The sequence below is a fragment of the Aeromonas sp. R6-2 genome, from assembly GCF_040908155.1.
In the GTDB taxonomy this organism is placed as follows: domain Bacteria; phylum Pseudomonadota; class Gammaproteobacteria; order Enterobacterales; family Aeromonadaceae; genus Aeromonas; species Aeromonas schubertii.
In genome coordinates this window covers 1-12588 of record NZ_JBFODE010000008.1, presented here as the reverse complement: position 1 = coordinate 12588, position 12588 = coordinate 1, and the positions used below count along the sequence as shown (strand labels likewise).

General features: G+C 59.3%; 8 protein-coding genes. 4 read left to right on the top strand and 4 right to left on the bottom strand.

Annotated elements, in window-relative coordinates:
• Nucleotides 1-33 precede the first annotated feature (33 nt).
• Together ung and AB5Y48_RS01915 are read right to left on the bottom strand one after the other, a co-directional pair.
• The gene (gene ung / locus AB5Y48_RS01920; RefSeq protein ID WP_050668086.1) at nucleotides 34-702 is read right to left on the bottom strand and encodes a uracil-DNA glycosylase; all 669 of its coding nucleotides are present in this window, start codon (nucleotides 700-702) and stop codon (nucleotides 34-36) included.
• Between the two features lie 64 nt (nucleotides 703-766).
• Nucleotides 767-1486 carry an ABC transporter substrate-binding protein gene (locus tag AB5Y48_RS01915; RefSeq protein ID WP_060584136.1) on the bottom strand — a complete coding sequence of 240 codons (720 nt, stop codon included), beginning with the start codon at nucleotides 1484-1486 and terminating at the stop codon, nucleotides 767-769.
• A gap of 369 nt (nucleotides 1487-1855) precedes the next feature.
• Here AB5Y48_RS01915 and grcA point away from each other — a divergent pair, with 369 nt between their 5' ends.
• On the top strand, nucleotides 1856-2236 hold the full coding sequence (gene grcA / locus AB5Y48_RS01910; protein ID WP_050668084.1) for an autonomous glycyl radical cofactor GrcA: 381 nt from the start codon (nucleotides 1856-1858) through the stop codon (nucleotides 2234-2236).
• Between the two features lie 110 nt (nucleotides 2237-2346).
• Here the strand turns inward: grcA and gltX are convergent, their stop codons facing one another.
• Nucleotides 2347-3762: a glutamate--tRNA ligase gene (gene gltX, locus AB5Y48_RS01905; RefSeq protein ID WP_224160548.1), complete on the bottom strand. Its 1416-nt coding sequence runs from the start codon at nucleotides 3760-3762 to the stop codon at nucleotides 2347-2349.
• 252 nt (nucleotides 3763-4014) lie between these two features.
• Between gltX and AB5Y48_RS01900 the strand changes: the two genes are divergently transcribed.
• The 3 genes from AB5Y48_RS01900 (at nucleotide 4015) to AB5Y48_RS01890 (ending at nucleotide 7331) form a co-directional block, all read left to right on the top strand.
• The gene (locus AB5Y48_RS01900; RefSeq protein ID WP_368163618.1) at nucleotides 4015-6117 is read left to right on the top strand and encodes a methyl-accepting chemotaxis protein; all 2103 of its coding nucleotides are present in this window, start codon (nucleotides 4015-4017) and stop codon (nucleotides 6115-6117) included.
• A gap of 98 nt (nucleotides 6118-6215) precedes the next feature.
• Nucleotides 6216-6905, top strand: a complete 690-nt coding sequence (locus AB5Y48_RS01895) for a LysM-like peptidoglycan-binding domain-containing protein (protein ID WP_060584127.1) — start codon at nucleotides 6216-6218, stop codon at nucleotides 6903-6905.
• A 216-nt stretch (nucleotides 6906-7121) separates the two neighbouring features.
• On the top strand, nucleotides 7122-7331 hold the full coding sequence (locus AB5Y48_RS01890) for a cold-shock protein (RefSeq protein WP_050668080.1): 210 nt from the start codon (nucleotides 7122-7124) through the stop codon (nucleotides 7329-7331).
• Between the two features lie 118 nt (nucleotides 7332-7449).
• On the opposite strand, the gene AB5Y48_RS01885 is transcribed toward AB5Y48_RS01890, so the two are convergent.
• Entirely contained in the window at nucleotides 7450-12567 is a 5118-nt protein-coding gene (locus AB5Y48_RS01885; RefSeq protein WP_368163616.1) for a Calx-beta domain-containing protein, read from the bottom strand.
• Nucleotides 12568-12588: the final 21 nt, after the last annotated feature.

Below are 12588 nucleotides of genomic sequence, written 5' to 3'. Positions count from 1 at the left end.
GCAATAAATGAACCATCTTTGAATCCGGTCAATCTATCGGCAGACGGAAGTCCAATCGATGGGGGCCAAACCGGCACTCTCGAGCAGGCGATTGGTCTCTGAAAAGTGGCCGCAGCCGATAAAACCCCGGTGGGCCGAGAGGGGGCTGGGATGAGGCGCCGTCAGTACATGGTGGCGCCCTCTGTCGATGATGCGCCCCTTCTTCTGGGCATGGGCTCCCCACAGCAGGAACACGACCCCTTCACGGGAGGCATTGATCACCTCGATGACCCGGTCGGTGAAAGTCTCCCAGCCGAGATGAGCATGGGAATGCGCCATACCGGCCTGTACCGTGAGGACGGTATTGAGCAGCAATACCCCCTGGCGTGCCCAGCTCTCGAGATAACCGTGAGCAGGGGCCGTGAAGCCGGGCAGATCCCGCTCCATCTCCTTATAGATGTTGACGAGGGAGGGCGGTATACGTACCCCGTGCTGGACGGAGAAACAGAGGCCGTGCGCCTGGTTGGGGCCGTGGTAAGGATCCTGACCCAAAATCACCACCTTGATATCGCCCAGCTCGGTGAACTTGAAGGCATTGAAAACATCGGCGGCCGGGGGATAGACGATCTTGCCCGACTCGCGCTCGGCCCGCACCGTGGCCATGGTCTGCCTGAAATACTCCTGCTCTTTCTCGGCCCCGAGCACATCACTCCAGCTTTGCACCTTGCTAACCCTCACATCATCGACGAAAGGGCCCAGAATAGGCCCTGGTGTCGGTGGGTGCAACTCACGGTTGCGGCTGCCAGTAACGGGCAAAACGCCCGCTATCGTGCAACCGGCCAAGGCCTACATTGAGTTTATTCACCAGGGCGTCGGCATTGGGTAACCGGCGCGGGATCAACAAGACCCCCTCCTCAGACCATACGGGCTCGGAGTGGGAGTGCAACCGCGTTCTGGGGATCCCCTTCTCCTTAAGCAGGGCGAGGACCACCTGCTCATCCATCACCATGACATCGGTGCGTCCGAGTAGCAGCTTGCCCAGAGTCTGCTCATCGCTCATGGACCACTCCATCTCCAGCTCGTTCTGCAGGGACGCAAACATCTCACCATAGTAGTAACCCCGGGTGCCACCCACCTTGTAGCCCTGCAAGGAGCGCAACCCGGGCAGGGGGCGATCCGCCAATGCGAAGAGCCGGGTCGTGAAGTGCCCCAGAGGCAGTGAATAGTAGAAAGCTTGTTCCCTCTGGGCTGAGCGGAACCAGGGCATAGTGGCCTCGAACTCGCCGGCCAGGGTCAACTTGTAGGCTCGCTGCCAGGGAAAGAAGTGGAAGCTAGCCTCGATTCCTACCTCATGAAAGGCCTCTTTCACCAACTCGCAGAGAAATCCCTGTCGGGGTAATTCGGCACCGACATAGGGCGGCCACTCTCCCACCGCGATGCGCACCTCCTGCCCCTGTACCCACTGGAACCAGAGCAGCATGAGCGCCGCCCACCACCCGATCTTCATGCCTGCCTCCAGCACCAGTACCCTATGGAAGCCTAGCCCATTTACCCATCATTCACGGCAGAGGCACAGCAGGTTACTACCGGGAAATACACGAAAACTTGTAGTTTATTTACAACATTAAGCATCATTTGATATATTACAAAGACACCTTAACAGCACATTAAAAATCACATTTTATTGATTGCGCTCAATTGTTTATATTGAAACAAGCGGGGCTAAATGGATATTTTTTGATTTAAATCAATTTTCGTACTATTACCACCATGGTATATATGCCTTCGACGAATTAAAGGTGTAAGGCGGCAGCCCCTTTTCCATGATCGTGGGTAACTTCCTTACAATCCATCCGCTCTCAACAGGAGTCGTACCATGATCAAGGGCATCCAAATCACCCACGCCGACAACGCCGCACTGCTGAACTCTTTCTGGCTGCTGGACGAAGCCAACCAGGAAGCTCGTTGCATCTGCGTAAAGGGTGACGCCTTCACCGCCGATCAGCAGGTCAAGGTTGCCGAGCTGGGCAAGTTCGAATACCGCGAAGTCGCCATTCAAGCCGCTCCCCAGGTCGAAGGTGGCCAGCACCTGAACGTCAACGTGCTGAGCCGCGAGACGCTGGAAGATGCCGTCGAGCATCCGGAGAAGTACCCCCAGCTGACCATCCGTGTATCCGGTTATGCCGTTCGCTTCAATGCCCTGACCCCGGAGCAGCAGCGCGACGTCATCACCCGCACCTTCACCCAGAGCATGTAATTCCCTCTGAGTGACCAGAAAGCCAGTCCCATGACTGGCTTTCTTCGTTTCCGCGATACAAAAAAAAACGGACCCCATCACGGGGCCCGTTCTCGTCGCACAAGGGCAGTTTATTCGGCGGCCATGCGCTCGGTGATGTACGCCAGGGCGCGATCGATGCGACCCAGCACGCGCTCCTTGCCCACCAGAGCCATGACGGCATCGATGGAGGGTGACTGGCCCAGACCGGTCACGGCCACACGCAGCGGCATGCCAACCTTGCCCATCCCCTGCCCCAACTCGGTGGCAGTGGCCTCGATCACCTGGTGCAGGGACTCGGTGGTCCAGCTCTCCAGAGCAGCCAGCTTCTGCCTGGCCAGGGCCAGGGGCTCGGCGGCAACACCGCGCAGGTGCTTCTTGGCGGCAGCCTCGTCGATGGCCTCATACTCCTCGAAGAAGTAGCGGCTCTGGGCGGCCAACTCGCGCAGGGTGTTGCAGCGCTCGGCCAGCAAGGTGATGACAGCGGTCAGCTCGGGGCCATTGGCGGTGTCGATCTGCTGATCGGCCATGTGCCAGGCCAGGTGCTTGGCCACATAGGCCGGATCCAGGGTGCGCATGTAGTGATTGTTGAGCCACAGCAGTTTGTCGGTGTTAAACGCCGAGGCCGACTTGGAGATGGCATCCAGGCTAAACAGCTTGATCATCTCGTCCAGGGTGAAGATCTCCTGATCCCCATGGGACCAACCCAGACGCACCAGGTAGTTCAGCAGGGCCTCCGGCAGGTAGCCGTCATCGCGATACTGCATGACGGAGACGGCGCCGTGGCGCTTGGAGAGCTTGGCGCCATCGTCACCCAGGATCATGGAGACGTGGGCAAATTCCGGCACGGGGGCGTTCAGGGCCTTGTAGATGTTGATCTGGCGCGGGGTATTGTTGATGTGGTCTTCACCACGCACCACGTGGGTGATCTCCATGTCCCAGTCGTCCACCACCACGCAGAAGTTATAGGTGGGGGCGCCGTCGGTACGGCGGATGATGAGATCGTCGAGCTCGGTGTTGGCGAACTCGATGCGGCCGCGCACGTGGTCGTCGAACACCACAGAGCCCTCGGTCGGATTACGGAAGCGGATCACGTGGGGGGCGTCGGCCGGGTGATCGTGGGCACCATCACGGCACTTGCCGTCGTAGCGCGGCTTCTCGCCGCTGGCCATCTGGCCTTCACGCAGGGCTTCCAGGCGCTCCTTGGAGCAGTAGCACTTGTAGGCGCGGCCGTCGGCCAGCATCTCGTCGATCAGGGCGTTGTAGCGGTCAAAACGCTTGGTCTGGTAGTAGGGACCCTCGTCCCAGCCCAGCCCCAGCCACGCCATGCCCTCGATGATGGCGTCGATGGCCTCCTGGGTGGAACGTTCCAGATCGGTATCCTCGATACGCAGCACGAATTCACCACCCTGATTCTTGGCAAACAGCCAGGAGTAGAGCGCGGTACGGGCACCGCCGACGTGCAGGAAGCCGGTCGGGCTGGGAGCAAAGCGGGTTTTGACTTTCATGGTTAAGCCTTGTGTGTGGGCCCGGTCGAGGGCCGATTCGCCGTAAAAACGGCGGCATTTTAGCACCCCTGCCGCCAGATGGGAAAAGGGCGCCATGATTCGGATAAAGACCTTGTAAACCAAGAAGTTTGAAAATGATCCCAAAATCGGGATGAAAATTGGGATTAGCTACTCATTCCTTGCCCGAACCGCTCCAGATCCTGCTGCAGCGGTCGATAAACATAACAAATCAGCCTCATAAGGAACATGACAATGCAGTTCCGCTCCATCCAGACCCGGATCCTGGTCATGGCGGGGGTCGCCATGACCGTCGCCCTGTCCCTGCTCATCCTCCTCAACCAATACTCGGGTCGCCAGACCCAGCAATTGACGGTCGACTCCAGCCGTCATGCTCTGCAGGAGGAGGCCTGGCAGAAAGTCACGGCCAACGCCCGTGCCGAGGCGGCAGTGATCACCCAGTTGCTGCAAAAGAGCCTCTCCTACACCCAGTCTCTCGCCGGCACCTTTGCCCTGCAGCAGGAGGGGAAACTGGCCATCAGCCGCGCCGAGGCGATCAAGTTGCTCCACGCCCAGCTGATGCTCGACACCTCCCTCTATGGCAGCTTCGCCGGCTTTGCCCCAAACGGTTTCGACGGGCAGGACGCCAGCTTTGCAGGCCAGGGAGAGTCCGGCAGCGATGCCCAGGGCCGCTTCGTCCCCTACTACTACAAGGAGGGCAACACCATCGGCAGCGATCTGCTGCTCTCCATCGAGAAGGGGGACACCGATGAGTTTGGGAACCCGGCCAATGACTACTATGCCTGCCCGCAGCGGGAGGGGCGCTCCTGCCTCATCGATCCGTTCCAGGTCGATATTAACGGCCAGAAGGTAATGGTGAGCACCATTACGACCCCCATCATGGCTGACGGGCGCTTTCGCGGCATCGTCGCCGTCGATCTCGAGGTGGGCGCCATCAGTCAGCAGGCCAAGAGCCTGAACGCCAACATTTACGACGGCAAGGGGGAAACCCTGATCGTCAGTGCCGCCGGCGTTATCACGGGCACCAGTGGCAACGACAGCGTCCTGGGTCAGCATGCCAAGAGCCTGCTGGGTGAGCAGTGGAGCCACTACCTCAAGCCGGAGGTGCAACGCCAGGAACTCGACGGCGCCTTCCGTATCTCGGTCCCTATCGCCGTACCCGGTCTGGCTCGCAACTGGGCCATCATAGTCACCCTGCCCTATAGCGTGGTGCTCGAGCGGGCCGACCAACTGGAGGGCCAGCTCACCGACATGAACCGCGCCGCCGTGACTCAGCAACTGATCGGCGCCTTGGTCGTTCTGGTATTGGCTCTGTTGACCATGGTCATGATCGCCCGCGCCATCACAGGCCCAATCCGCCAGATGGTGACCCTGGTCGATGACATCGCCGATGGCGAAGGGGATCTCACCAAGCGTCTCACCACCCGCTCCGTCGATGAGCTGGGGGCCCTCTCCAAGGGAATCAACCGCTTCATCGACAAGTTGCAGCACCTGCTGGGAGACGTATTGACGACCGCAGGACAGGTCAACCGTCACGCCGGTGAGACCGATCAGATAGCCGCCCGTACCGACAACAACTTGCAGCATCATCAGGCCGAGATGGATCAGATGCTCACCGCGGTACAGGAGATGTCCTATGTGAGCCAGGAGGTGGCCACCCATGCCAACAACACCGCCAACTCGGCCAAGCAGGCCCAGCAGGCGGCCGATCAGGGCAAGAGCCGCTTCCAGCAGATGATCAAGTCGATGCACAAGGTCGCCGATGAAGCCGGCCGAGGAGCAGAGGTGGTCGACAGCCTGGCCAAGGACAGCGAGCAGATCACCAGCATACTCACCGTTATTCAGGGGATCGCCGATCAGACCAATCTGCTGGCCCTCAACGCCGCCATCGAGGCCGCGCGGGCCGGCGAGCAAGGCCGTGGCTTCGCCGTGGTCGCCGACGAGGTGCGCAAGCTGGCCGGCAACACCCAGCAGGCGGTGCAAAACACTCAGGAGCTGATCGAGAAGATCCGCCAGAGCTCCGACAATGCGGTGCAGGCCATCAGCCTGAGTCAACAATTGACTCATCAGGCGGTCGGTGAGGCCGATCAGGCCGAGGAGGCATTGGGGGCCATCTACCAGGCCATCTCGACCATCAACGACATGACCTATCAGATAGCGTCTGCGGCCGAGGAGCAGAGCACCGTCTCCGAAACCGTCTCTGGCAACCTCTCCAAGACCAATACCCTGGCCACCGAGATCGCCCAGGATGCCACCCAGACGGCCCAGGCCAGCCAGGCACTGCGCGAGGCAGCCAATCAACTGCAGCGTCTGCTCGGTCAGTTCCGCCTCAAATAAGTAATTTTCCTCTTGCGGACTCTCCCCCTCGGGGGCGAGTCCGTTTACCATAGGCGCCGAATTTGCCTGTGGAGGCAATGCAGTAAGAGGAAAACCCTGTGCCGACTCCGGATCGTCGTCCCCGTGGCCAACATCGCCGTGCCAGAGCAGGGCGCCAACCCGACAGCAACCTGCTCCAACGTGTCCAGCTCAAAATCCAGGAGTGGAAAGAGGCGCGGGCGAATGCCGGCGCTCGCACCGATGCGGCTCGCCCCAAGCGCTCTGCCGGGGATGACGGGAAGAAACGCCTCATCGTCACAGGCAGGCTCCCGCGCCGTCACACCATAGCCCTGGCGCTGTTAGTGCCCCTCTGGCTGCTGCTCCTGGCCTGGCAACCGAGCGACGAGCTGCCGGTGCAGAGCGCCCCCTCCGGCTCGCTGGCGGTCCCCATCGCCGTACCGGTTCAGGCCCAGCAGACGGCCAGCGGTCAACCCATCCAGCCCAAGCCCAAGGCGGTCGAGAAGCTGCCGGCCGGATGGAACTGGCTCACCCATGAGGTCGATGCCGGGGAGACCCTGTTTGCCGTTTTCCGCAAATTCCAGCTGCCGGGCGCCGAGCTCAGCCGCCTGGTCGCCATCGAGGGGCCGGATCGTCCCCTGACGCGCCTGCAGGCGGGTAAATCCGTCTATGTGCTGCTCGACGCCGACCGCCGGATCCAGCGGGTCGAGATCCGCGATAAAGGAGAGCCCATCTATCGCTATGTACGCGAAAACGAAGGGTTCATACAAAAAGAGATTGGCAACCCCTGATCCCCGGATGGGGAGGCGGCACCTCCCCATTCTTTCAATATTTTAAGCTTGCTCATAAAACCGTAATCCCGTCTTTGACTTGTCATTCCCCCCTCGTAGAATCGATCCCGCTTGGAACAGGGATTTGTTGCTTGCCACCAAGACAGGCGCCTGCTCCTTCGATCTGTTGACCCTCACGTTGGGTCTGTGTACCTCTGTTATTGATAGGATTGACACATGTCTGATATTCGCACCGGCCAGGTTAAATGGTTCAACGAAACCAAGGGCTTCGGCTTTATCGAGCAGGCTCAGGGCCCGGACGTTTTCGTTCACTTCTCCTCCATCCAGTCCGACGGTTTCAAGACCCTGGCTGAAGGTCAGAAGGTCCAGTTCACCGTGACCCAGGGCAAGAAGGGCCCCCAGGCCGAGAACGTCAAACTCGTCTGAGTGAGCCGGTGAAACGAAGAGAGGAGCCATGGCTCCTCTTTTTTATTGTCCTCTTCGCGCCTCTGCACCATAAAAAAGCGGCGGGATAATCCCGCCGCCTTGTATTGCTGATGACAACTTACTTGTCGATATCGAGCAGATGGTTCTGCAACAGGTAGTTGATCACCTGTTGGGAGGCCCACTCACTACCACCGGATACCTTGCCGTTACTGTCTCCAGTGATCGTCTCGAAAGAGTGGCCCAGCAGAACGATCTCCTGGCTGATCACGCTGCTTCCTTCCGACGCTTTTACCTGCAGATGCACGCCATCGGTGGCCTCAAAGGCCGAGAGCAGCTTGCCAAGATCACTCTCCAACTTGCTACCGCTGTGATCCAGCATATCGGAGAGATCCAGCTTGTCGGAGTCGGCAATATCAACACTTCGGAAGGTATTCCATCCATTGCTGCTTTGCTGCCACTCATTACCATGCTCCACATGGAAGTCGGTGATGTAGTCGATGGCATGGGGAGGCGTATTATTGCCGACAGCCCCCTGCTCGAGAGCATCTCCCTGCTTCCAGAGGAAGGTATCGGCACCATCGCCACCGGTCAGCAGATCCCCGTAATAGAGCTTGCCACTGCCGCCAGGTGCCGCCCCCGACGTTCCATGCCCATTGGTACCACCGATCAGGGTATCGTCGCCCGCACCACCGGTCAGATGATCATTCCCCTTGCCACCGTACAGGGTCACACCGGCACGGGTATCGACATTGACTTCGGTCATCTCCTGAGGGCCGCTGCCCAGCACTCCACCAAGGGCGACATGCACTCGGCTGGCATCGAGGACGGTGAGGTGATCGTCTCCATCCTGCCCGGCGAACGTCCTGCCGTTATCTGACGGCTCGATCACCAGGTTCAGGTTACCCGTGGCCTTGTCACCATCGGCATCGAGCAGATCGAAGCCAATATTCTTGGTCTGGGCACCATGCTGCTGGGTCTGGTAGAGATACTCACCGGTTACCAACCCGACGGTCAGCTTGTCACCATTATCCAGAGTGATCTGCAGTTGTTGATGCTGGGCATAATAGCTGCCCCCCTGATCGGCACCGCTGACAAGACGTCCATTCTCGATGGTATAAACGTGGCCATCGACACGCACCGAGCTGATGGCCCCGCCATCGGCACCGGCCCCCGTTCCAGCCTGACCAAAGAGATCGCCGCTGACGGAGCGCTGTACCGTGCCGCTGATCACCTGATCCAGCTTGCTCATATCGGTCACAACAATGGCATCAGTGTTCTGCTCGGATACGCCATCATAGGCAGCCAGGTTGAGCGCGGTCTGCGCATTTTGATTAATCCCAGACCCCATACCCAGCGAGTAGCTCTTGATGTCATTTGCCTTGAGGAAGTTCAGCCAAGTGCTCTCGGGGACACCATAGCCGGTCCATGGTTCTCCGTCAGAGAAGAAATAACTGACATTCTGCACCCCCTGCCCCGTCAATTTACCCTGGTCGGCAAATGCATCGATACTCTCGTTGATGGCATCCTTGTAGTTGGTACCCCCATCTGCACTCAAGGACCAGATATGGGCCTTGGCCTCAGTCACCGTCATCCAGCGCTCACCGATGTCATCTGCTCCACTGCTGAACGTCACGATGCGCACCTTGGTGCTACCCAGACTGTCATAGGTATTGAGCAGGGAAATGAGTGACTCCTTGGCAATATCCAGTCTCGTCTTGCCGGGTACGCCAGAGGGATCCTTCATAGAGCCAGACACATCCACAATCAGCATCAGGTTGCTCTGAATACCGGAACCCTCGATATGCCCGGCCTGAGGTGTCACCACCACGGGACTGTCGTCCTCAATGGTGATCGGAAGCTTGCCTGTGGTCACCGACTGGCCATCGGAGACTCTCACATCCAGATCGAAGCGAAGGGTATCTTCCTGCCCTGCCACCGAATGATCGACCGGCCCCTTGAGGGTCACCTGATAGCTCCACTCTCCCTTACCCGTGGCATTGGGCGGTGTGAGCTTGACCTCAAGTACTGGTTTACCATTGGCACTGCCCAGCAGTGTCTGCCCAGACATGCTCCAGGTAATCGCACTGCCACCCGATGTCAGTCCGACGGGACCGGCAAGTGTGACATTGACTTGATTGCTATCGACATCTCCGACGATCAGTTTGCCAGATGCAATGATGCCATTGGTGGTATCCGGATTGCCCTGATTGTCGGGCAGAGCACCGCTCAGCCCCTCCTCGGAGAGTTGAACCTGTCCAGTGATCGACAGGGTCGGAGCCGCATCATTATCGTGTACTACCCCAGAACCACTCACCCCACCAATGGTGAGTCGGAGCGTCTCATCCGACTCGACGAGGCGATCGTCAACGGCAGGAATAGAAACGGTGAAGCCAGAGACACCGGCAGGCACGACAATCTTGCCTGTTTGACTGTTGTAACTGACCCCATTGCTGAAGCTGGGGGTCCCCATATCTCCTGCAGAGGTCGGGGCTGCACCACTGCCCACCATCGAGAAGCTGTATTCGGTCGCGACAGTGGTCGCGGATGTCAGCGTAACGCTGTGAGCCAAAGCGACCCCTTCGGTCGCCGATGCATCGGAGACGGACGCGATTGAGGGAGCGCTCAGCGGGTTGACCGCGAAGCTGCCCAAAGAGGCATCGCCATCCTTATCTACGGCTCTGAAGACAAAGTCGATATCCCCATCCCCAACCGGGCGCTGCATCTGTTCATACTGGAAGAACTCCCACTGGCCGGTGGCCGGGGTGAACTCCATCTTGAAGACAAGATGGCCGGCAGCATCCTTACCGAGCAGGGTATTTGCCCCATCGGCCATCAGGGTAATCAAGGAACCGCTGGCCGTTCTGAGACCACTCTCACCGGACACCAGCTCGAGCGCTCCTTTACCGTCCGCCCCCCACTGGGGATTGACCGAACCGGAGCCATAGGCGATCGCCTGAGGAGTCGAGGAACCCAGGAATTCAATCGACTTAATGGTGAAGTCACTGTTGTCTTTGATACTGAAGGAGTTACCGTTATCAGTAGCCCTGACCACCATGGTATCAAAGCCACCCTGCTGCACCTGGAAGTTGGCAGCATAGTCGCCACTTTGAGCGTTGGAGCTAAAGGTCTGGGTCGCCACCAGATCGCCGCCACGCCAGAACTCCACCACGCCGCTCTCAAGCTCACCCCCATAGATCTTGCTGAACTCGAGCTTGGCACCATAGGCTACCGTCCCGGCATCGAGCTTGAAGACCAGCTGCTCGGAGGCACTGGAACCATCGGCAAACTTGCGGAAATCCACTTCATTCGACAGGTTATGATAAGGCGCCCCTACGCTCTTGACCCCGAGGCCATCCGGCGAGCCATTGACAGAGGCATCGATCAACTTGGAGGAGGTGGCAGATTCGAACCCCTTGGCCGTAATGGTGAAACGACCAGCATCGATCTCCGACTTGTCACCGGAATATCCAGTCAGGCTGAATTTACCGGTCAAAACATCCGGAATATGGGTGTTAACCACGGAGACAGCGGCACTGTCACCGGCAATCGGCGCATCATCCTCAACAGTGATAGGCAGCGAACCAACCGTAGTGCTCTGTCCATCAGAAACAGAAACTCCGACGTTGAAGCTCAGCGAGTCCTCGGTACCCGTCACCGGGTGATCGAGAGCACCTTTCAGAGTTACGTCATAACCCCAATCGCCTTTGGTACTTCCTGCAGGTGCGGTCAGTTTGACATCAAGCACAGCCTTATAGTCCGTACCACCCAAGGTACCGGTATACCCGGTCAACACCTTGCCTGATGCATCCCAGTTCCACTTCACATCCAGCCCGCCGGACTTGAGCCCGACTGGACCAGTGAGGCTGACCGTCACGCTACTGCTATCGGCATCCCCCACAGTAATAGTGCCGCTGGCGACGGTCGCATTGGTGGTATCAGTATTACCTGCGGTATCAGGCAACCCGTTAGCCAGCCCCTCTTCGGACACCACCGCAGGTTTATTGATCACCACAGTAGGAGGAGCATCGTTGTCGATGATGGTGGCAGTACCGGTCGTGCCATAACCATTAGCCGTAGCAGTCAGGTTGTAGCGTTCCGAAGTTTCCTGCTGGGTATCATCGATGGTACTGACCTTGACCGCAAAGCCGGTGGTCCCCGCCGGCACGCTGACGCTGAAGCTGCCATCGGCCGCCACCGCGACGCTCTGGCTCACGCCACCGATGACCACGGTCACCGTGGTGCCGGTGAAGTCCACCCCCTTCTCGGCCGTACCGCCCGCCAGGGTCAGGTTGACGGTGGTGGCGCTGGTGCTGGCGTTGGACAGGCTCACGCTGAAGGTGTTGGCATTGCCTTCCGCCACGCTGTCGCCCACCACGCCGCTCACCTTCGGCAGATCCGCCATATCGGTGATGGTGGCGGTGCCGGTCACGGCCGGCGTGCCGCTGGTGCCCGCCGTCAGGCTGTACTGCTCGTTGCCTTCGTAGGTGGTGTCATTGAGGGTATCGACCTTGACCGCAAAGCCGGTGGTCCCCGCCGGCACGCTGACGCTGAAGCTGCCATCGGCGGCCACCGCCACGCTCTGGCTCACGCCACCGATGATCACGGTCACCGTGCTGCCGGTGAAGTCGACGCCCTTCTCCGCCGTGCCGCCCGCCAGGGTCAGGTTGACGGTGGTGGCACTGGTGCTGGCGTTGGACAGGCTCACGCTGAAGGTGTTGGCATTGCCTTCCGCCACGCTGTCGCCCACCACGCCACTCACCTTCGGCAGATCGGCCATATCGGTGATGATTGACTCGGCACTACCTTTCGTGGGGTTAATCTCGATTGCTTCAAACCCGGTGTTGGTTTTCACACCGCTGATTGACACAGTTAACGGCTCATCGCCTTCATAAATCGTGTCGTTGACTGTCGTAACGGTGAACTCAGCCTTGCCATTAGCACCGATAGTCACACTGGCCGGGCGACCGCTGGTGTCGCCATCATTGGCCGCCGCACCGCTCCAAGCCAGGTTCAGCGTCACTTCTTTGCCTGCCGGCAGGGTCACGGCATGGCCGTCCTTGTCGACCAGGCTCACGGTGTAGGTCAGCTGGCCACCTTCGGCCACATGTGACTTGTCTACTTCAATTTGGGCGAATACAGAATCCCCCTCGCCCTGCGGCTCATCGGTGATGGTGGTGGTCACCGCACCCGGCAGCGCCGGCGCTTTCTCGTAGCCACCGCCACTGGTCTCGCTCACGCTCACCTGGAACTGCTCGGC